This is a genomic window from Rhodococcus sp. M8, assembly GCF_015654185.1.
GTDB classification, from domain to species: domain Bacteria; phylum Actinomycetota; class Actinomycetes; order Mycobacteriales; family Mycobacteriaceae; genus Rhodococcus; species Rhodococcus aetherivorans.
The window spans coordinates 929,472-950,645 of sequence record NZ_CP064065.1 but is presented as its reverse complement, the minus strand read 5'-3'; the positions used below and the strand labels follow the sequence as shown (position 1 = coordinate 950,645).

15 protein-coding genes are annotated in these 21,174 nt (G+C 70.0%); 13 read left to right on the top strand and 2 right to left on the bottom strand.

What is annotated here, in order from left to right; genetic code table 11:
- The first annotated feature begins 1 nt into the window (after position 1).
- From nuoF to ISO16_RS04135, 13 genes are all read left to right on the top strand, one after another.
- Positions 2-1,327 carry an NADH-quinone oxidoreductase subunit NuoF gene (gene nuoF / locus ISO16_RS04200; RefSeq protein ID WP_006931004.1) on the top strand — a complete coding sequence of 442 codons (1,326 nt, stop codon included), beginning with the start codon at positions 2-4 and terminating at the stop codon, positions 1,325-1,327.
- Positions 1,324-3,795, top strand: a complete 2,472-nt coding sequence (locus ISO16_RS04195; protein WP_072635354.1) for an NADH-quinone oxidoreductase subunit G — start codon at positions 1,324-1,326, stop codon at positions 3,793-3,795. The genes nuoF and ISO16_RS04195 overlap by 4 nt, the downstream gene beginning before the upstream one ends.
- Positions 3,788-5,194, top strand: coding sequence for an NADH-quinone oxidoreductase subunit NuoH (gene nuoH / locus ISO16_RS04190; RefSeq protein WP_442800809.1), 1,407 nt, complete (start codon positions 3,788-3,790; stop codon positions 5,192-5,194). The genes ISO16_RS04195 and nuoH overlap by 8 nt, the downstream gene beginning before the upstream one ends.
- The gene (gene nuoI, locus ISO16_RS04185; protein WP_072635353.1) at positions 5,187-5,780 is read left to right on the top strand and encodes an NADH-quinone oxidoreductase subunit NuoI; all 594 of its coding nucleotides are present in this window, start codon (positions 5,187-5,189) and stop codon (positions 5,778-5,780) included. The genes nuoH and nuoI overlap by 8 nt, the downstream gene beginning before the upstream one ends.
- A 33-nt stretch (positions 5,781-5,813) precedes the next feature.
- A complete protein-coding gene (locus ISO16_RS04180) occupies positions 5,814-6,620 on the top strand; it encodes an NADH-quinone oxidoreductase subunit J (protein ID WP_170914106.1) in 807 nt (268 codons plus the stop codon).
- Positions 6,617-6,916: an NADH-quinone oxidoreductase subunit NuoK gene (nuoK, locus tag ISO16_RS04175; RefSeq protein WP_050035308.1), complete on the top strand. Its 300-nt coding sequence runs from the start codon at positions 6,617-6,619 to the stop codon at positions 6,914-6,916. Before ISO16_RS04180 ends, nuoK begins: the two co-directional genes overlap by 4 nt.
- 107 nt (positions 6,917-7,023) lie before the next feature.
- Entirely contained in the window at positions 7,024-8,976 is a 1,953-nt protein-coding gene (gene nuoL, locus ISO16_RS04170) for an NADH-quinone oxidoreductase subunit L (protein ID WP_072635352.1), read from the top strand.
- On the top strand, positions 8,976-10,610 hold the full coding sequence (locus ISO16_RS04165; RefSeq protein ID WP_050035306.1) for an NADH-quinone oxidoreductase subunit M: 1,635 nt from the start codon (positions 8,976-8,978) through the stop codon (positions 10,608-10,610). The genes nuoL and ISO16_RS04165 overlap by 1 nt, the downstream gene beginning before the upstream one ends.
- Entirely contained in the window at positions 10,607-12,253 is a 1,647-nt protein-coding gene (gene nuoN / locus ISO16_RS04160) for an NADH-quinone oxidoreductase subunit NuoN (protein WP_072635351.1), read from the top strand. The genes ISO16_RS04165 and nuoN overlap by 4 nt, the downstream gene beginning before the upstream one ends.
- Before the next feature lie 482 nt (positions 12,254-12,735).
- Complete coding sequence (locus ISO16_RS04150; protein WP_072635349.1) at positions 12,736-14,313, top strand: alkaline phosphatase D family protein; 1,578 nt, start codon at positions 12,736-12,738, stop codon at positions 14,311-14,313.
- Positions 14,314-14,420: 107 nt separating this feature from the next.
- Positions 14,421-14,693, top strand: coding sequence for a helix-turn-helix transcriptional regulator (locus ISO16_RS04145; RefSeq protein ID WP_326839324.1), 273 nt, complete (start codon positions 14,421-14,423; stop codon positions 14,691-14,693).
- Positions 14,694-14,847: 154 nt separating this feature from the next.
- Positions 14,848-15,129 carry a hypothetical protein gene (locus ISO16_RS04140; protein WP_043799581.1) on the top strand — a complete coding sequence of 94 codons (282 nt, stop codon included), beginning with the start codon at positions 14,848-14,850 and terminating at the stop codon, positions 15,127-15,129.
- Positions 15,130-15,457: 328 nt separating this feature from the next.
- Entirely contained in the window at positions 15,458-16,654 is a 1,197-nt protein-coding gene (locus tag ISO16_RS04135) for an adenylate/guanylate cyclase domain-containing protein (RefSeq protein WP_083662523.1), read from the top strand.
- Between the two features lie 324 nt (positions 16,655-16,978).
- Here ISO16_RS04135 and ISO16_RS04130 read toward each other — a convergent pair whose 3' ends face one another.
- Positions 16,979-17,320, bottom strand: coding sequence for a hypothetical protein (locus ISO16_RS04130; protein ID WP_195886185.1), 342 nt, complete (start codon positions 17,318-17,320; stop codon positions 16,979-16,981).
- Positions 17,321-17,676: 356 nt separating this feature from the next.
- A complete protein-coding gene (locus ISO16_RS04125) occupies positions 17,677-21,147 on the bottom strand; it encodes a serine/threonine-protein kinase (protein WP_072635347.1) in 3,471 nt (1,156 codons plus the stop codon).
- Positions 21,148-21,174: the final 27 nt, after the last annotated feature.

The following is a 21,174-nucleotide window of genomic DNA, read 5'->3' as shown; positions in this document are numbered from 1 at the left end:
CGTGCCGTTGACCCCTGTCCTGAGCCGGTACTGGGACGAGCCCGAGTCCTGGACACTCGACACCTACCGCCGCCACGACGGATACGAAGGCCTGCGCAAGGCACTGCGCATGCCCCCGGACGAGGTGATCGCCACCGTCAAGGAGGCGGGCCTGCGCGGCCGCGGCGGCGCCGGCTTCGCCACCGGCGTGAAGTGGAGCTTCATCCCCCAGGGCGACGGCAAACCCCACTACCTGGTGGTCAACGCCGACGAATCCGAGCCGGGCACCTGCAAGGACATGCCCCTGCTGCTGGCCACACCGCACGCGCTCGTCGAAGGCGCCGTCATCGCGGCGTACGCCATCCGCGCCGCGCACGCCTTCGTCTACGTCCGCGGCGAGGTGGTGCCGGTGCTGCGCCGGCTGCAGGCCGCGGTCGCCGAGGCCTACGCCGCGGGCTTCCTCGGCCGCGACATCCTCGGCAGCGGCTACGACCTCGAACTCGTCGTGCACGCCGGCGCCGGGGCGTACATCTGCGGTGAGGAGACCGCGCTGCTGGATTCCCTCGAGGGCCGACGCGGCCAGCCCCGGCTGCGCCCGCCGTTCCCCGCCGTCGCGGGCCTGTACGCCCGCCCGACGGTCGTCAACAACGTCGAGTCGATCGCGAGCGTGCCGTCGATCCTCCACAACGGGATCGAGTGGTTCCGCTCCATGGGCACCGAGAAGTCACCGGGCTTCACGCTCTACTCCCTGTCCGGTCACGTGACGACACCCGGCCAGTACGAGGCGCCCCTGGGAATCACCCTGCGGGAACTGCTCGACTACGCGGGCGGCGTGCGGGCCGGGCACCGGCTGAAGTTCTGGACCCCCGGCGGCTCGTCGACGCCGCTCTTCACCGACGAGCACCTCGACGTCCCGCTCGACTACGAAGGCGTCGCCGGGGCCGGCTCCATGCTGGGCACCAAGGCACTGCAGATCTTCGACGAGACCACCTGCGTGGTGCGCGCGGTGCTGCGCTGGACCGAGTTCTACGCGCACGAGTCGTGCGGCAAGTGCACACCGTGCCGGGAGGGCACCTACTGGCTGGTGCAGATCCTGCGGCGGCTCGAGCGAGGCGACGGAACCGGAGCCGACCTGGACAAGCTGCTCGACCTCTCCGACAACATCCTCGGCAGGTCGTTCTGCGCACTCGGCGACGGCGCGACCAGCCCCATCACGTCGTCGATCAAATACTTCCGCGACGAGTACCTGGCGCACTTCGAGCACGGCGGCTGCCCGTTCGACCCGCACCTGTCCACCCTCATGGCGGGGGCCGGTGCGGGCCGACCGAACGACGGGGGTACGCGATGAGCGTCCACACCAACCACGACACCACCGGCCTGCCGACCCCGCCCGATCTGGTGACCGTCGTCGTCGACGGCGTCGAGATCAGCGTCCCGAAGGGCACCCTCGTCATCCGCGCCGCGGAACTGCTCGGCGTCCAGATTCCCCGATTCTGCGACCACCCGCTGCTCGAACCCGTCGGCGCGTGCCGCCAGTGCCTGGTCGACGTGGAGGGCCAGCGCAAGCCCGTCGCCTCGTGCACAACCCCGGTGACGGACGGCATGGTCGTGCACACGCAGCTGACGTCGCCTGTGGCCGACAAGGCGCAGAAGGGCGTGATGGAGCTGCTGTTGATCAACCATCCGCTGGACTGCCCGGTCTGCGACAAGGGCGGCGAATGTCCCCTGCAGAACCAGGCAATGTCGAACGGGCGTGCCGAGTCCCGCTTCACCGAGGTCAAACGCACGTTCCCCAAACCGATCTCGCTCTCCTCGCAGATCCTCCTGGACCGCGAGCGATGCGTGCTCTGCGCCCGGTGCACACGGTTCTCCCAGCAGATCGCCGGCGACCCCTTCATCGAACTGATGGAACGCGGCGCCCTGCAGCAGGTCGGCATCTACGAGAAGGAACCGTTCGAGTCCTACTTCTCCGGCAACACCGTGCAGATCTGCCCGGTCGGCGCGCTCACGGGGGCGGCCTACCGGTTCCGCGCCCGGCCGTTCGACCTGGTGTCGAGCCCGAGCGTGTGCGAACACTGTGCCAGCGGCTGCGCCCAGCGCACCGACCACCGGCGCGGCACGGTGCTGCGCCGGCTGGCCGGTGACGACCCGCAGGTCAACGAGGAATGGAACTGCGACAAGGGCCGGTGGGCCTTCACCTACGCCACCCAGCCCGACCGCCTCACCACCCCGTTGGTCCGGGGCGACGACGGCACGCTCGCACCCGCCTCGTGGCGCGACGCCCTGCGGGTCGCCGCCCGCGGCCTCACCGCCGCGCGCGGCCGTACCGGCGTGCTCGTCGGCGGCCGCGTCACCGTCGAGGACGCGTACGCGTACGGCAAGTTCGCGCGTATCGGCCTGGACACCAACGACATCGACTTCCGGTCGCGTCCGCATTCCGCGGAGGAGGCACAATTCCTGGCGGCCCGGGTCGCCGGCCGGTGGCCCGGCGCCGGCGCCGTGACCTACGACGACCTCGAGAACGCCCCCGCGGTGCTGCTCGCCGGATTCGAGCCCGAGGACGAGTCGCCCATCGTGTTCCTGCGGCTGCGCAAGGCGGTCCGCAGGCGGGGGCTGGCGGTGCGCGCGATCGCACCGTTCGCGAGCCGTGGCCTCGAGAAGCTGTCCGGCCGGCTCCTGCCGGCCGTCCCGGGCGCCGAACCGGACCTGCTCGACACCCTCCGCCTCGCCGGTCGGCCCGGACACCGGGACGAAGCGGAGACCGCCGAGCTCCTGCGCCGACCCGGTGCGGTCGTCCTGGTGGGGGAGCGGCTGGCCGCGGTGCCGGGGGCGTTGTCGGCCGTCGGCCGTCTCGCCGACGACACCGGCGCGCGGCTGGCGTGGATCCCGCGGCGGGCCGGTGAACGCGGTGCGCTGGAGGCCGGGACCCTGCCGGGGCTTCTGCCCGGCGCCCGCCCGGTCACCGACGCCGACGCCCGACGCCAGGTCGCCGCCGTCTGGGGCGTGCCGGACCTGCCGCCGTCCGCCGGCCGGGACACGGCGCAGATCCTCGCCGACGCCGCGTCGGGCACGCTCGGAGCCCTGGTGATCGGCGGGGTCGACGTCGACGACCTGCCCGACCCGCACGCCGCTCTCGCCGCGGTCGACGCCGCCGGCTTCGTCGTCAGCCTGGAACTGCGGCGCAGCGCGATCACCGACCGGGCCGACGTCGTCTTCCCCGTCGCACCCGCGGTGGAGAAACCGGGAACCTTCCTCGATTGGGAGGGCCGGGCGCGCCCCTTCGCCGCCGCGTTGCGCAACACCGGCGCCCTGCCGGATCAGCGGGTCCTCGGCGCGATCGCCGACGAGATGGGCGTCCGCCTCGGCCTCGTCGACGCCGCGGCGGCTCTCGACGAGCTCGTGGCGCTGGGTTCCTGGGACGGCGCACCTGCCGGTCCACCGGACGTCGCGCCGCGGGACCGCCCGCAGCCGGGCCCCGGTGAGGCGGTGCTCGCGGGATGGCGGATGCTCCTCGACCGCGGACGGATGCAGGACGGCGAACCGCATCTCGCCGGGACCGCCCGCCGGCCGGTGGCCCGGCTGTCCGCCGTCACCGCCGCCGAGATCGGCGCCGACGCCGGGGATCCGGTGACCGTCGCGACGGACCGGGGCTCGATCACGCTGCCCCTGGCGATCGCCGACATGCCCGACCGGGTCGTGTGGGTGCCGCTCAATTCGCCGGGATGCGCGGTGCATCGGCAACTGGCCGCGTCCGTGGGGGACACCGTCCGGATCAGCCGGGGCGACGCCCGGTCACAGGAGGTGACCGATGAGTGACGCCGTTCTGTTCGGCGCCGCGGCGGTGCCGGTTCCCGGTGCCCTGTCGGCGCAGTCCGGGTACCCCGATCCGGCGGCGTTCGGTCAGGATCCGTGGTGGCTGGTCGTCGTCAAGGCGGTGGCCGTCTTCGCCTTCCTGGTGTTGACGGTGCTCGTCGCGATCCTTGCGGAGCGAAAGATCCTGGCGCGCATGCAGATGCGGGTCGGCCCGAACCGGGTGGGCCCGCGCGGGTTGCTGCAGAGCCTCGCCGACGGCGTCAAACTCGCCCTGAAGGAGGGCATCGTGCCCGCGGGCGTGGACAAACCCATCTACGTCCTCGCGCCGATCATCGCGACAGTGCCGGCGTTCATGGCGTTCGCCGTCATCCCGCTCGGGCCGGTGGTCTCCGTGTTCGGCCAGCGCACGCCGCTGCAGTTGACGGACCTGCCCGTGGCCGTGCTGTACATCCTCGCGGCCACCTCGATCGGCGTCTACGGCATCGTGCTCGCCGGCTGGGCGTCCGGGTCCACCTACCCGCTGCTGGGCGGTCTGCGCTCGACGGCGCAGGTGATCTCCTACGAGATCGCGATGGCCCTCTCGTTCGCGGCCGTCTTCCTGCTGTCGGGCACGCTGTCCACCTCCGGCATCGTCGCCGCCCAGGACGGCGTCTGGTACGTCTTCCTGCTCCTGCCCTCGTTCCTGATCTACGTCACGGCGATGGTCGGCGAGACCAACCGGGCACCGTTCGACCTGCCCGAAGCCGAGGGTGAACTCGTCGGCGGCTTCCACACGGAGTACTCGTCGCTGAAGTTCGCGATGTTCATGCTCGCCGAGTACGTCAACATGGTGACGGTCTCGGCTCTGGCCACCACCCTGTTCCTCGGCGGCTGGCGCGCGCCGTGGCCGCTGAACATGTGGGAGGGCGCGAACTCCGGCTGGGTGCCGCTGCTCTGGTTCGTCCTCAAGGTGTGGGGATTCCTGTTCCTGTTCGTATGGTTGCGCGGCACACTGCCCCGGCTGCGGTACGACCAGTTCATGAACCTGGGCTGGAAAGTGCTGATTCCGGTGGCGCTCGCCTGGATCATGGTCGTCGCCGTGATTCGCGTCCTGCGCACGGAGGGCCTGGACCGGTGGCAGATAGTCCTTGCCGCGGCGGGTGTCGTCGTCGCCCTGGCGGTGCCGTCGCTCATGTGGAACCGCATGCGCGCCGGCCGCCCCCGGCCCACCGAGACCCCCGGCGGGACGGCCGCCCCTCCGGCTGCGGCGACCGCCGAGCCGTTCGACCCGATGGCCGGGGGCTTCCCCGTCCCGCCGCTGCCCGGCCAGACGCTGCCGCCGCGGCGGCGACGCACCCCCGTCGCCGCAGCCGGCGCCGGGCGCCGTTCCGATCCGACCACCGAGGAGAACCGCGATGCCTGACTTCCTCGATCCCATCGCGGGATTCGGAGTGACCTTCAGGGCGATGTTCCACAAGGCCCAGACCGAGCGCTACCCGGAGCAGAAGGAACCGACCGCACCGCGCTACCACGGCCGACATCAGCTCAACCGCCATCCCGACGGACTGGAGAAGTGCATCGGGTGCGAACTGTGTGCCTGGGCGTGCCCCGCCGACGCCATCTACGTCGAGGGTGCGGACAACACCGACACCGAGCGATACTCGCCGGGGGAGCGCTACGGACGCGTCTACCAGATCAACTACCTGCGGTGCATCGGGTGCGGGCTGTGCATCGAGGCCTGCCCGACGCGGGCGTTGACCATGACCAACGAGTACGAGATGGCCGACGACAACCGGACCGACCTGATCTACGACAAGACCAGGCTGCTCGCGCCGCTCGCGCCCGGCATGGCCGCCCCGCCCCACGACATGTACCCGGGCACGACGGACGAGGACTACTACCTCGGCACGGTGACCGAGGCCGCGCCCGGCACCGCGTCGGCCGCCGACGGAACCGTCGAAGCCGACCGGGAACCGACGCAGCCGCGAGGCGGCCGCGATGTGGCGTGACCGGCGGAGAGGGGAGTGGTCTCGATGGACCCGATGACTCCGGCGCTGCTGGCGGCCGAGGCCTTCACCCGCACGTCCACCGGTGAGGCCGTGCTGTTCTGGATCCTCGGAACACTCGCGGTGATCGGCGCACTGGGCGTCGTCACCGCGACCAAGGCCGTGTACTCGGCGATGTTCCTCGCCGTCACCATGATCATCCTCGCGGTGTTCTACATCGCCCAGGACGCGTTGTTCCTCGGCGTCGTGCAGATCGTGGTGTACACGGGGGCGGTCATGATGCTGTTCCTGTTCGTGGTCATGCTCGTCGGCGTCGATTCCTCCGACGCGCTCGTTGAGACCCTGCGCGGCCAGCGGGTCGCCGCGATCGCGGCCGGCCTCGGATTCGGGCTGCTGCTCGTCGGCGGTCTCGGCAACGCCGCCGTCGGGGAGTTCGCCGGCCTCGACGACGCGAACGCCGCAGGCAACATCGCCGGCCTGGCCGAGCTGATCTTCGTACGGTACGTCTGGGCGTTCGAACTCACTGGAGCCCTGCTGATCACCGCCACGATCGGCGCCATGGTCCTCGCCCATCGGGAACGCTTCGGGCTGCGCAAGACCCAGCAGGAACTGTCGCAGGAACGCTTCCGCGCCGGCGGCCGCGCCACCCCGCTGCCGAGTCCCGGGGTCTACGCCCGCCACAACGCGGTCGACGTGCCGGCCCGGCTGCCCGACGGATCGTACTCGGACCTGTCGGTCAGCGAGGTGCTCCGGCGGCGGGCGATGTCCGCCGACGGAGCAGCCGGCCCACGCGCGGGCGACGCACCCCGACGCGGCTCGTCCGGTGAGGAGGGATCGCGGTGAACCCCGAGAACTACCTGTACCTGTCCGCCCTGTTGTTCACCATCGGTGCGGTCGGTGTCCTGCTGCGCCGCAACGCGATCGTCGTGTTCATGTGCATCGAGCTCATGCTCAACGCCGCGAACCTGGCGTTCGTCACGTTCGCCCGCATGCACGGCAACCTCGACGGTCAGGTCATCGCGTTCTTCACCATGGTCGTCGCCGCCGCCGAGGTCGTCGTCGGCCTGGCGATCATCATGACCATCTTCCGCGCCCGGCGTTCGGTGTCCGTCGACGACGCCAACCTCCTGAAGTACTGACGACCCCGGACAGCCCGTCCGCACACGCACGAGGAGGAGACTGTGCCCGAGACGACCGCGCCCGAGACGACGGCCCGCGCCGGTGGCGCCCCGACGGGCGGACCGGCATGAACGGCGGAATCTCGTCCACCGTCTGGCTGCTGCCCGCGCTGCCGCTGCTCGGCGCGGCCGTGCTGCTGCTGGCCGGCCGGCGCAGCGACACGTGGGGACACCTGCTCGGATGCGCGACGGCACTCGCCTCGTTCGCGCTCGGGGTCGCCCTCTTCGTCGACATGCTCGGCCGCGACGCCGCCGACCGTGCCGTGAACCAGAGCCTCTTCGAATGGATACCGGTCGCGGGCCTGCAGATCGACTTCGGGCTCCAGCTCGACCAGCTGTCGATGTGCTTCGTGCTGCTGATCACCGGCGTCGGCTCACTCATCCACATCTACTCGATCGGGTACATGGCACACGGCCCCGACCCCTCCGGTCGCTCCGCCGGCTCCGCTCCGGGTGCGTCGGGTCGCTCCGCCGCTCCCGGGCGCCGGTTGTTCTTCGCCTACCTCAACCTCTTCCTTGCGGCGATGCTGCTGCTCGTCCTCGCCGACAACTACCTCGGCCTGTACGTGGGCTGGGAGGGTGTCGGTCTCGCCTCGTACCTGCTCATCGGGTTCTGGCAGTACAAGCCGTCCGCCGCAACCGCCGCGAAGAAGGCGTTCGTCGTCAACCGCGTCGGCGACATGGGCCTGGCCGTCGCCATGATGATCATGTTCGCGACGTTCGGTTCCGTCACCTTCGACGACGTCTTCGGCGGGGCCGAGGGTGCGAGCGACGGCGTGCTCACCGCACTCGGCCTCGTGCTGCTGCTCGCCGCCTGCGGCAAGTCCGCGCAGGTGCCGCTGCAGTCCTGGCTCGGTGACGCGATGGAAGGCCCGACACCGGTGTCGGCGCTGATCCACGCCGCCACCATGGTCACCGCGGGCGTCTACCTGATCGTCCGGTCCGATGCGATCTTCGACCTCGCCCCCACCGCGCAACTCGCCGTCGTGCTCGTGGGCGCGGTGACCCTGCTGTTCGGGGCCGTCATCGGCTGCGCCAAGGACGACATCAAGAAGGCGCTCGCCGCGTCGACGATGAGCCAGATCGGCTACATGGTCCTCGCCGCCGGCCTCGGTCCCGCCGGGTACGCCTTCGCGATCATGCACCTGCTCACCCACGGCTTCTTCAAGGCCGGACTGTTCCTCGGTGCCGGATCGGTGATGCACGGGATGAACGACGAGGTGAACATGCGCCGCTACGGCGGCCTGCGCACCGTCATGCCCGTCACGTTCGTCACCTTCGGCCTCGGCTACCTCGCGATCATCGGCATCCCGCCGTTCGCCGGCTTCTTCTCCAAGGACAAGATCATCGAGGCCGCTTTCGGAGCGGGCGGCGCCGAAGGCGTCGTCCTCGGGACGGCCGCCCTGCTCGGTGCCGGAATCACCGCGTTCTACATGACGCGGGTGATGCTGATGACCTTCTTCGGCCGGCGTCGCTGGGCCGCCGACGTCCATCCCCACGAGGCGCCGGCCGTGATGACGGTGCCCATGATCGTGCTGGCCGTGGGTTCGGTCGGCGCCGGTGCTGCGCTCAGCCTGGGGGGAGCGCTGCAGAACTGGCTCGAGCCGGTGGTGGGGACGTACGAGGCCGAACACCTGCTGCCGGTGTGGGTGACCACCGCCCTCACCCTCGCCGTCGTGCTCGCCGGTGCCGCGGTGGCCTACCGGCAGTACGCTCGGCGCGACATTCCCGAGGTCGCCCCCGCCGAGGTATCGGTGTTCACCGTCGCCGCCCGCAGGGATCTCTACGGCGACGCGGTCAACGAGGCGGTGTTCATGCGGCCCGGACGGTCCCTGACCTCGACCCTGGTGACCGTCGACGACAAGGGCGTCGACGGCGCGGTCGACGGGATCTCCGCCACGGTCGGCGCCTTGTCCGCCCGGATGCGGCACCTGCAGACCGGTTTCGTGCGGTCCTACGGCTTGTCCATGTTGGTAGGCGCGGCCGTCGTGGTCGCGACGATGGTGCTGGGGAGGCTGTAGTGGACGACTTTCCCTGGTTGACGACCCTGTGGGTGGTTCCGCTCGTCGGTGCCGTCGTCGTGCTGGCGCTTCCCGCCCGCATGCGAAGCCTCGCCAAGACGACGGCGCTGGCGGTCGCGGCCGTGGTGCTCGTACTGGCCTGCGCACTGGCGGTCGGATTCGATCCGGCAGGTGAGCAGTACCAGTTCGTCGAATCCCACGAGTGGATTCCGGCCCTGGGCACCCGATACACGCTGGGCGTGGACGGTATCGCGCTCGTGCTGGTGCTGCTGACCGCGGTGCTGCTTCCGCTGCTGATGCTGGCGGGCTGGAACGACGCGACACAGGCCGAGTCCGCCGCGACCGCCCGGGGATCCGCGCCGCGGCGCACCACGCAGCTGTACATGGCGCTGATGCTGACGGTCGAGGCGATGGTGATGGTGTCGTTCACCGCCCTCGATGTGCTGCTGTTCTACATCTTCTTCGAAGCGATGCTCATTCCGATGTACTTCCTCATCGGAGGATTCGGGGATCGTCTCGGGGATCGCACGCAGCGCTCCCGCGCGGCGGTGAAGTTCCTGCTCTACAACCTGTTCGGCGGACTGATCATGCTGGCCGCGGTCATCGGGCTGTACGTGGTCACCGCCCGGCAGGGCGCCGGCACCTTCGACTTCCGGGACATCGTCGCCGCCGTGACCGGCGGCGGTCTCGGCGCCGACGCCGTGGTGCTCCACGCGCTGTTCCTCGGCTTCATGTTCGCCTTCGCCGTGAAGGCACCGTTGTGGCCGTTCCACACCTGGCTGCCCGGCGCCGCGGTGCAGGCCACCCCGGCCGGGGCGGTGCTGATGATGGCCGTGGTCGACAAGGTCGGCACGTTCGGCATGCTGCGCTACTGCCTGCAACTGTTTCCCGAGTCGTCGGTGTACTTCGCGCCGGTGATCGTCACGCTCGCGGTGATCGGCATCGTCTACGGTGCGGCGGTCGCCATCGGCCAGACGGACGTGATGCGCCTGATCGCCTACACCTCCATCTCGCACTTCGGGTTCATCATCCTCGGCATCTTCGCGATGACCAGCCAGGGGCAGGCCGGTTCGACGCTGTACATGGTCAACCACGGCATCTCCACCGCGGCGCTGTTCCTGATCGCCGGGTTCCTCGTCTCCCGGCGGGGATCCCGCGCGATCGCCGCCTACGGTGGCGTCCGCAAGGTCGCCCCCGTCCTGGCCGGCACGTTCCTCGTCGCGGGACTGGCGACCCTGTCCCTTCCCGGCCTGGCGCCGTTCGTCAGCGAATTCCTGGTGCTGATCGGCACGTATCCGCGTTACCAGGTCGCTGCCGTGTTCGCAGTGCTCGCACTCGTCCTCTCGGCGATCTACGTGCTGTGGCTGTACCAGCGCATGATGACCGGACCGGTCACCGACGGCAACGAGCACGTGTCCGATCTGGTGCCCCGCGAACTCGCCGTCGTGGTGCCGCTCATCGCGTTGCTCCTCGTCCTGGGCGTGTATCCGAAACCCGCCCTCGACGTGATCACCCCGGCGGTGAGCCGGGTCCTGGTCACGGTCGACCAGCCCGATCCGGCGCCGCCCGCGCCGGCCGAGCCCGTCGCGGGCGGCGGGACCGGGCCCGACACTCACGGAGGGACGCACAGGTGACTCTCTCGGACGGCACCACCGTTCTCGCTCAGGCGATTCCGGCCCCCGACCTCGAATACGGCCCGCTCTCTCCCATGCTGATCGTGTTCGGGGTGGCCGTCGCCGCAGTGCTCGTCGAGGCGTTCGTTCCCCGCCGCGGCCGGTACGCGAGCCAGCTGCTGCTCGCGCTCGGCGGTCTCGTGGCCGCGTTCGTGGCCGTCGTCGTGCTCGCCGCGGGGCTGGACTTCTCCGCCGAGGCCGCGCCCGGGTACACCGCCGCGGTGGACGCGGTGGCGGTCGACGGGCCCACTCTGTTCCTGCAGGGCACCATCCTGCTCGTCTCGATCCTCGCGGTGCTGCTCGTCGCCGAACGCGGAATCGAGCCGGGCGCCCGCGGCGCCACTGCGGGGGGACCGGGCGCGGCGGCGACGGGCGCCGGCGGTGCCGACGCATTCGCCCCGCAGGCGTCCGCGGTGCCGGGCAGCCTCGCCGAGCGCGAGGCCGCCGCGGTGGGGATGTCGCAGACCGAGGTCTTCCCGTTGGTGCTGTTCGCGGTCGGGGGGATGCTGCTGTTCCCGGCCTCGAACGACCTGCTCACGATGTTCATCGCGCTCGAGGTCCTGTCGCTGCCCCTGTACCTGCTGTGCGGCCTGGCCCGGCGGCAGCGCCTGCTCTCGCAGGAATCGGCACTGAAGTACTTCCTGCTCGGCGCGTTCTCCTCGGCCTTCTTCCTCTTCGGCGTGGCGCTGCTGTACGGCTACGCGGGCACGGTCCGGTTGGCGGGCATCGCCGACGCCGTCGCGGGTCGCGCGGACGGGGACACACCGGCATTGATCGGCGCGGCGATGCTCGCGGTGGGCCTGCTGTTCAAGATCGGGGCGGTGCCGTTCCACTCGTGGATCCCCGACGTCTATCAGGGGGCGCCCACACCGATCACCGCCTTCATGGCGGCGGCCACCAAGGTCGCGGCGTTCGGCGCGATGCTGCGGGTGTTCTACGTGGCGCTGCCCGGGATGCGCGACGACTGGCGTCCCCTGCTGTGGGGCGTCGCGATCCTGACGATGGTGGCGGGATCGGTGCTGGCCGTGACGCAGAACGACGTGAAGCGGATGCTGGCCTACTCGTCGGTCGCCCACGCCGGCTTCATCCTCACCGGCCTGATCGCCGCCGACCGGGCGGGGCTGGCGTCGACGATGTTCTACCTGTTCGCCTACGGATTCAGCACCCTCGGCGCGTTCGCCGTGGTGACCCTGGTCCGCGACGATCTCGGGGAGGCGACCCACATGTCCCGCTGGGCGGGGCTCGGCCGGCGCTCACCCCTCGTCGGCGCGGTCTTCGCCCTGTTCCTCCTCGCGTTCGCCGGCATCCCGCTCACGAGCGGGTTCGTCAGCAAGTTCGCCGTGTTCGGGGCGGCGGCGGGCAGCGGAGCCGTTCCACTCGTGATCGTCGGCGTGGTCAGCAGCGCGATTGCGGCGTACTTCTACGTGCGCGTCATCGTGCTGATGTTCTTCGACGAGCCGGACCGCGACGCCCCGACGGTCGTGGTGCCCAGTGTGCTGACAACCGTCGCGGTCGCCGCCGGGGCGGTGATGACGGTGGTGCTCGGCGTCTTCCCGCAGCCGCTGCTCGATCTCGCGGATCGGGTCGCGGTGTTCCTCGGCTGACCGCCGCGTCACCCGGCGGTCGCGGCGCGGTGGCGTCCGGTTCCCGCCGACCGCGTCGATCAGGCCGTAGTCACGGGCCTGCTCGGCGGTCAGGATCCGGTGTGCGCGCATGTTCTCGGCGATCTCTTCCACGGGGCGCCGGCAGACGTCCGCGAGGTGTTGCTGCAGTGCCCGCAACTGCTGCCGGTCGGCCTCGACGTCGTACGGCCATAGCTGCACCGGGTCGTCGCCGGAGGTGTCGAGCAGCGCGAGCGTGGTCGAGACGACCCGTCAGCCGGACGATCCGTCGGTCGCACAGCCGCTCGGCCAGCCAATCGGGGCCGGGGGCGACGAGCGACGTGTACTGCGCCGGTGCGGGGGCAGGCGGGTGAGGTTCGGGCTGCCAGGGCGGCACCGGCGGCCGAAGCGGGCCTGGAGCAGTCTCGATAGTGATGCACCCCGTCGTCCGGCTCGCTGACCGCAGCCGGGATATACCGTGGTGTATGTCCCTCTCCCGTCGGCAGGTGTTGCGAGTCGGTATGGCCGGAGCGGCTGCGGTGCTGGTGGGTACGTCGGGGGTGAGCAGCGCGCGCATGCCGGCGCCGCGGTGGCGAGGAGATGACCCGTTCGTACTCGGTGTGGCATCGGGAGATCCGACACCGGACGGTGTCGTCCTGTGGACCCGTCTGGCACCGGACCCGCTTGCCCCCGGCGGGCGCGGCGGCATGGGGTGGGATCCGGTGACCGTCGAATACGAAGTCGCGCACGATGAGAGCTTCCGGCAGGTGGTGACGCGCGGTACGGCTGTCGCGACGCGCGAACTCGCCCACAGCGTGCACCCGGAGATCCACGGCTTGGAGCCCTCTCGCTGGTACTTTTACCGGTTTCGTGCCGGCTCGGCGATCTCTCCGGTGGGCCGGACCCGCACGGCCCCTGCTCCGGGACAATCCACCTCGCGGATGCGGTTTGCGTTCGCCTCCTGTCAATCGTGGAGTTCGGGGTTCTACACCGCATACGAGCACATGAGCGATGAGGACCTCGATTTGGTCGTCCATCTGGGCGACTACATCTACGAACGCGGGTGGAGGCGCGGCCGTGAGGGAATGTCGATGGGAGTGGACCGTGACGAAGCCGTCGATCTGCCCGGCTACCGGTTGCGCTACGCACAGTACAAAGCGGAGCAGCCGCTGCGGGACGCACATGCAGCTTTTCCCTGGATTGTGACCATGGATGATCACGAGGTCGACAACAACTGGGCCGCCGATGCGCCGGGACTGGGCATCGACATCTATCGCATCTCCGCGCTGTTCCGTCGGCGCCGAGCCGCTGCCTTCCAGGCGCTGTACGAGCATCAGCCGCTGCGACTCGCGCAGCGGCCCTCCGGGCCGGGGATGCGCCTGCACCGTCGCTATCGCTTCGGTGATCTCGCGCAGATCACCATGCTCGATACACGGCAATATCGGGACCGGCAGGCCTGCGGGGAGGACGTCACCGCGAACTGCGCCGACCGGCTCGACACCGACCGCACGATATTGGGTGCACCGCAACGGGACTGGCTGATCGATGGATTCATCGACTCGGCGGTCCGTTGGCAGATCATCGGCAATCAGGTGGCGATGGGCCAGACCGACAACGATCCCGGGCCGGAGACGGTCGTGTCGTCCGATTCCTGGGACGGGTACGTCGCCGATCGCAACACCGTCCTCGGCGCTGCGGCGGATCGCGGCGTCCGCAATCTGGTGGTGATCACCGGGGACCGCCACCAGAACATCGTCGCCGACTTGCGCCGGGACTACGCCGATCCGGAATCACCGGTCGTTGCGGCCGAATTCTCGGGAACATCGATCACCTCAGCTGGCGACGGCGCCGACATGAACGACACCGGGCGCCGCCTGCTGGCCGCCAACCCCGACATGAAGTTCTTCAACGCGCAGCGTGGATACGTGCGCGTCGACCTGGATCATCAGGTGTGGCGAAACGACTTCCGCGTCGTTCCCTATGTCCGGCGCCCGGGCGCGCCCATCCACACCCGTGCCAGCTTTGTTGTCGAGGATCAGAAGCCCAGTGTCACCGAGGCCTGACGGGGTTCAGCACTGATCCTCGGCCGGTCGGCGGCGGGCCCCTTTCGTCGCCCGCACTTCTGTCGCCTGCACGTTCGTGACGTAGGTTCGAGTCATGGCCGGGTCATCTGTCCCGACGACCGCGGAATCGACCACAGCGACCGGTTGCCGAGGAGTTTCGAGTGGAGCGACTCCGCAGGCACCTGACTCACGGCGCTCTCGCCAAGGCGAGCGGCGTCAGCCACCACACGATCCTGCGCCTGGAACGAGGCGAAGGAATCACCGACATGGTGGATCTCGTCTGGATCGGCCTGGTGTTGGAGGTGCAGGCAACGGATCTGTTGAGGCGCGCTCTCGCGGAGGCGCGCCTGGCGGGGTACTTCACTGCCGAAGCGGAGTAGACCGCTCGCGGAATCGGTCCCCCTCGAGCAACTACGGGCGATATGCACCGACGCCGACGGCGGTGCCCAGCTTCGAGGCGTGACTACAGGGACTTGCGGGGCGGATAATTGCGGCAGGTGAAATCGGTGCTGAGCCGAGTCGAGGGCGGTCGGCATGGATTGGCAACAACGCTGGGCGGTCGAGGGTGTGCAGACAGGAATTCTCATCGTGCGATCCCTGGTCGCAGAGGCGCTCGACGAGGTCCCCGCCGGAGTCGCACTGCGCGATGTTGCGTTGCCCGAGGACCTTCGGTGCCGCTACGAGCAGGCCCGCCTGTTGCTCGCCCGGGCGGTGACCGAGGCCCGGGCGATCGGTGTGGTCGTTCCCCCGGCCGCCGAACTCGACCCGGACAGGCTTTTTCGGGGGTTGCGGCCGTGTGAGTCGGGGAGGAATTAGAGCACCGGCCGTCGGCCGGAGCCGGCAGCGCGAGCGATCGCGTCCTCCGGCGGTGCGGTGCCCCGGATTCTCGGTGCGCTCGCCCACGGCGTTCAGGCACGGCTCGTCGACGTCGAGGCGACCGCCCTGATCGACCGACCGGGTTCTGTGTGCTGCATGTGAGGCACCGGTACCGAGTGTTGATCCTGAAGGGCATCCGGGTCACCCCGAGGTACCGAGTGACGTTTGCGGCAGCAGTGGCCATGTCCGACGCCGGTAGTTTCGACGTCGTCGTCATGGACGCGAGACTCCTGGGACAGGAGGCGGCGCGAGCCGGGACAATCCAGAAGTGCTCCTTTCGTTGGCGAGGCGTCTGCTGTCCGCGCCGTCCCGGCTGTGCCGCCGCCGACGTCGCGTTCGTGAGTTCGCGGCGGCCGGCTTGCTGGACGGGCTGGGGGGAGTAGCCAGAGCACGCCGCATCCGCGTCCTGCTGCACCTCGCCGACCATGGCGCAAACGTGGCAGCGCTGACCGAGGCCACCCGGCGAGGCCAGCTGGGATATCTGCTGTTCGACGATGCGTTGACTCCCCGCGGGGTCACCTACACGATCGAACAGATCTCGGGGCGGACCGGCCTCTCCAGGTCGGATGTGGAGCGGTGGTTTCGCTCGATGGGCCGTGGGGTGTCGACCGCGGGGGCGGCGGACTACAGCGAGGACGAGCTGCGTCTGGCCCGGCTGTTGGCCGAGTACCGCGCTCTCGGTGGCGCGGACGCCGACCTGTTCGCGTTCGCCCGGATTGTGGGCAGAAATACCGCGACCCTCGCCGGCGCGACCGTGTCCTTGATTCAGCGGCAGCTCGATGCCGACGCCGATCACCCCGAGATGGCACTGCGCTATGCCCGCGAGCTGCGACGGTTCGCGGAGTTTCAATCCCGCTTGCTCGGTCGCGCCGTCACCACGCGCCTTCGGCAGTATCTGCGTCAGCAGATCCACGCAGATACGGTCGATCACCGTGATCCCGGGGCACACGAGGTCGCGGTGTGCTTCGCCGATCTGGTCGGGTTCACCGGTCTCGGGGAGCAACTGTCGCCATCGGAGCTCGGCGAGTTGGCCGATCGACTCGATGCTCTGACCACGGATGTGGTGGCCCCGCCGGTGCGGTTCGTGAAGACCGTCGGGGACGCGGTGCTGCTGCTGTCCCCGGACCCGACGAGTCTGGCCACGGTGGTGCTGGAGCTCCTTGCTGCCGCGCACCGGCAGGGTCTTCCGCCGCTGCATGCCGGGATCGCATGGGGCACTGCCGTGCGCAGTGCCGGTGATTGGATCGGTCGACCGCTCAACCGGGCGAGCCGCATCGCTTCGATCGCCAAACCACTCGAGGTGCTCGTCGACGTCGCGGCGATGCGTCGGCTGGACAGCGCGGCAGTGGCCGCGGAGCCGGCGGGCAGGTACACGCTGAAAGGCTTCGCCGGCGAGCACGAGCTTTATCGGGTCCATGCGGTCCGAAGGTCACCGAGCGAGACGGGACTCGAGCCCTCCCCGTAGCGGCTCCTCCCGATAGAGGATCGGGTGGTGAGTTACGCCCGCGGTTGGAGCAATCCCGCGGCCGCCCGCGAAGTCGGAGTCCCCCGGTCATCCGGCAACAATTGGGCCGCGGCTGCAGCAGGTCTGCTGCCGGCACTTCCGCTGCCACGGCGAGGTAGACGAGATCCACCATGTTCACCAACCGGATGTAACTGAGCCGCAGAGCTTTTCTGTAGGTGGACCGCGCCGGTGAGGGGAGCGGCGTGGACAAGTCGGCTCGGACGGGATCGTGTGTAGTTCCTCGACGATCCACCGATTCCAGGCGACCGGTGCGCCGGCTCCGCATCAGTGGTGGAACCGAGCCTGCGGCTTCCCTGCGCGCACCACCACCCGGAACCGGCGCTGCGCCAGATGCGCGTCGACCGTGGGGCTGTCCGAATCGGGTCCGACGGTCTCGCGGAGGTGTTCGAGCGCGTCGACGGCGGTGATGCCGCCGGCCTGGCGTGCGGCGTGCTCGACGGCCTTCGCCGGAAGCGAGAACGCGGCGCGGCCGCGCACGTGGGGCAGGACCAGGGTGCCGGCCGGATACGTGTCGACGAGGTCGTGAGCGCTGTCGGTGCCCAGCCGGCCGAAGTACAGCCCTTCCGGCAGGACCACCATGGTGGCCGCGAAGCGATCCCCGCCCACGTGGAGGACGACGGATGAGCAGGGCCCGGATGTGGCCGTGCGCTGCGTCCACGGCATCGGTGACCGCATCGGGCAGAACGCCGGAATTCGGATTCGGCCACTGCGGCGGTTTACCTCGAACAACGCACCGTGACGGAGAGCGTCAGGAACGCTTCATCCTCTCGCGCACCCGATCGTCCACCGAACACCCCGCGCGGCAGGTTCTGACCCACGCATCGACCAGTCTGGTGGGTGGCGGACGAGGCCGGGCGTTGGTCCGCGGGTTCGCGCCCTCTCGCGGTCGGAGTGGGGCCGCGGGATGCGGGTGGATGCGCCGCTGACGTTGTGGACGATGCGATGAGCGCATGGGCGGGGCATCACGGTTCTGTCGGGGTGAGCGCGTCCCAGAATCGGTCGGGCACCGCGGGCCACTCGTCTCGCCACCGCCCGGCCTCCCAGTCCGCGCGCAGATCCGCGAGCAGCGCCACCAGGTGCGGCCCGCCGTCGAGCAGGTAGCGCACGATGCCGAGCGTGGCGCATTGCGCGGTGATCGTCGCGAGCAACTCCTTGGCCTCGTCGGTGCGGCCGGCCGCGGCGAGGGTGTTGACCAGCAGCCGCCGTGCCTGCAGTAGCGCCCGCGGCCGGTCGGCGTCTGCGAGCATGTCCACCCATTCCTGCGCCCAGGTGCAGGCCAACTCCGTCGACGCCGGTGTGTCGTCGTCGAGCAGTGCCCAGATGGCGACGGTCTCGTCGAGTTGGGCGGTGATCGCGTCGACCCCGTGCACCGGCCGGCGCCGTTCGGGATAGGCGATCGGGGGGCGCGGGGGAATGCCGGCGGTCGGGGGCAGCCGCAACCGTACGCGTTCCTCCTCGATCCGGGCCCGCAGCCTGGGCAACGTCAGCGTGTGCGCGGCCCGAGCGCCCGCATCCAGGCGCTGCGCGGCCGCCGCGCGATCGCCCCGCACCGCCTTGATCCGGGCGCCGATCGCGTACCGGGCCACCTTGAAGTCCACGGCACCGCCCTCGTAGCCGAGCAGGTAGGCCTCGTCGAGGAGTCGTTCCGCCTCGTCGAGGCGGTCCTGTTCGTACAGCAGCTCGCCGAGCAGTGACGCCGCGAGTCGGGCGGCGAGAGAGTGCCCGTCGCCCCGGCTGCGGGATACCCGCAGACCTTGCCGGAACCGCTCCTCGGCGGTGGCGATGTCGAGTCGTTCGTGCGCGGCGAGGCCGAGGCAGCAATAGCTGTGCATGTGGGCGTATGGCCCGTGGTTGCGGGCGTGGTATGGCGCGGCCCACTCCTGAAGCCGCTCCGTCGCGTCGAAATCGAACCGGTAGATCGCGGCCATGCTGGCGAGGTTCGCGGCCGCGGACACTACCCATGGTGAGAGCGAGTCGGCCCGGGCCAGGCTGGGGCGGACCAGCTCGTCGATGGTGTCGAAGCGGTCGCACCGGGCCGCTACGACGGCACGCACCACCCCGACTTCGGCTCGCAGGTCCTCGGTCTCGTCGGCGGTGGGAGGCGCGGTGGTGAGGAGGGATTCGACGGCCTCGAGGGCCTGTTCGGCGGGGCGAACGCGGTTCAACAGGATCGTGGTCCATGCCACCATCAGTTGCAAGCGGGGGCGGTTGGACAGCACCGCCGGGGGTAGCTTGTCGAGAAGCGCCAGCGTGGACGTCACCTGGGAGTGCTCGAGCAGGCTCGCGCCGTGCCGTTCGACCAGGTCGACGGCCATCTCCTGATCCCCCGCGGCTTGGGCGTGGGTCACCGCGTCGCGGATGATCGCGTGCTCGGCGAACCATTGGGCCGCGGTGCGGTGCAGCTGCGTCACACGTTCGGGGGTCTCGCGTTCGATTCGGCGTTGCAGGAACTCTCGGAACAGGTGGTGGTAGCGAAACCAGGTGCGGTCCTCGTCCATCCGGCGCAGGAACAGGCCGCGGTCCTCGATCTCCTCGAGCAACGACTGGCATCGAGTCGTTCCGGTGAGCACGGTTGCCAGCTCTGCAGAGACGTATTCGCAGATGCAGGTGGCGAGCAGGAACTCGAGAATTCGGGGTTCGAGGGTGTCGAGGACGTTCTCGGCGAGGTATTCCCCGATGACATGGTGGCGGCCGGTGATTCCGCGGATCAGCTCTGCCGGATCGTCGCTGTCGCGCAGCGACAGCGAAACCAGCTGCAGCGCGGCCACCCAGCCGCCGGTGGCGCGGGTCAGTGCGTCGACGTCGTTGTCGGTCAGGCGGAGTCCGGCCAGCTCGACCAGCAGCCGTCGTACCTCCGGAGGGTCGAACCGCAGGGTGGCCGCGTCCACCTCGATCAGCTCGTCGCGCAGCCGCATGCGGCTCAGCGGCAGTCCGGTGCGCGCCTGGCTGGTCACGATGATCTGCAGGTGATTGGGGTCGGCGTTGTCCAACAGGTACGCCATCGCAGCGATGGTCGCGGAGTCGGAGACTCGGTGCCAGTCGTCGATGATCAGAGCGACGTGCTCCTCGGACTCCTGGATTTCGTTGATCAACGCGGTGAGCACATACTGCGTGGCGTCGTCGCCGTACTCCTCGAGGACCGCGCCGAGATCCTGGGCCAGGGCCGGCCGCACCTGTCGGAGGGATTCGACCAGATGCGCCAGAAGTCGCACGGCCCCGTTGTCGTCACTGTCGACGGACAGCCAGGCCACCTGGACGCCGTTGTCGGCCAGTTCGCGCGACCATTGTGCGGCCAGGGTGGTCTTGCCGAAGCCCGGCGGGGCGGTGATGGCCGTCAGGGTGCGCCGCCCACCCACACGCAGCAACCGCAGCAGGCGCTCGCGGACCACCAGGGGGCGGGTCGCCGTCGGTGGGCGCAGCCGCGTGGCAGGCACCGGTGGGGTCAGCCGGCCGGATCCGGTCCGCCGCCGGCGGCCGGTGCCGGTCGTGGCGCGGGGGTGCGCGGCGCCGAGGTCGGTGGGCTCGCTGGCATCGGGCACCGGTAGCTCGTCCACCGGCAGCCCGTGGTGTTCCTCGACCGCACGCAACTGCTCGCCGAATGCGGCGGCGGTGCCGGTGCGTGAGGTCGGATCCCGGTCCATCGCGCGCTCGAGCATCTCGCCGACATCATCCGGGATGCCGGTGCCGCCGTGCAGGTCAGGTGCCGGCCCGCGGGTGATCCGTAGGAACTGCGCGACCACGGATTCGCCGCGGCGCCTCTCGTACGCCGCGTGCCCGGTGATGGCACAGAACAAGGTCGCGCCGAGCCCGTACACGTCCGCCGAGCGGGAGGGGGATTGTCCGGCGAGCACCTCCGGGGCGGTGAACGCCGGAGATCCCGTGACCGCGCCGGCGGCGGTCTCGAAAGCCCCGGCGACCCGAGCGATTCCGAAGTCGGTCAGCTGCGGCTCACCATAGTCGGTGAGCAGGATGTTCGCCGGTTTCACGTCCCGGTGCAGCATGCCCATGCGGTGCGCGGTCTCCAACGCGCCGGCGATCTTGACGCCAATCCCGAGTGCGTCCTCCCACCGCAGTGGGCCCTGCTCCCGGATCCGGGCCTCGAGCGAGTTGCGGCGGTGGTACTCCATCACGATGTACGGCTGACCGGATGCGGTGGCCCCGACCTCGTGGACGGTGACGATATTCGGGTGGCCGGACAGCCGCCCCATTGCGCGCTGCTCACGCAGAAAGCGTTCGAGGTTGTCGGGGTCCGGTTCCGAGGTCAGCACCTTGATCGCCACGGTGCGGTCCAGGGCGGGCTGCCGACACCGGTAGACGACGCCGAAACCACCCCGGCCGATCTCGTGCACGTCCTCGAACCCGGCCGCGACAAGTTCGGCCACGATGCGCGGCGGGGTCTCCCGCTGCGTCGCCAGCGGATCGCTCTCGGCCATCGGCTGCCTCACTCATAGCCGGGGTTG

What these genes read in the sequence shown, in the direction of transcription:
- ISO16_RS04125 (WP_072635347.1), bottom strand. Translation starts at nt 21,147, where the DNA reads ATGGCCGAGAGCGATCCGCTGGCGACGCAGCGGGAGACCCCGCCGCGC.
- nuoH (WP_442800809.1), top strand. Translation starts at nt 3,788, where the DNA reads ATGAGTGACGCCGTTCTGTTCGGCGCCGCGGCGGTGCCGGTTCCCGGT.
- ISO16_RS04180 (WP_170914106.1), top strand. Translation starts at nt 5,814, where the DNA reads ATGACTCCGGCGCTGCTGGCGGCCGAGGCCTTCACCCGCACGTCCACC.
- ISO16_RS04150 (WP_072635349.1), top strand. Translation starts at nt 12,736, where the DNA reads ATGTCCCTCTCCCGTCGGCAGGTGTTGCGAGTCGGTATGGCCGGAGCG.
- ISO16_RS04195 (WP_072635354.1), top strand. Translation starts at nt 1,324, where the DNA reads ATGAGCGTCCACACCAACCACGACACCACCGGCCTGCCGACCCCGCCC.
- nuoL (WP_072635352.1), top strand. Translation starts at nt 7,024, where the DNA reads ATGAACGGCGGAATCTCGTCCACCGTCTGGCTGCTGCCCGCGCTGCCG.
- ISO16_RS04140 (WP_043799581.1), top strand. Translation starts at nt 14,848, where the DNA reads ATGGATTGGCAACAACGCTGGGCGGTCGAGGGTGTGCAGACAGGAATT.
- nuoI (WP_072635353.1), top strand. Translation starts at nt 5,187, where the DNA reads ATGCCTGACTTCCTCGATCCCATCGCGGGATTCGGAGTGACCTTCAGG.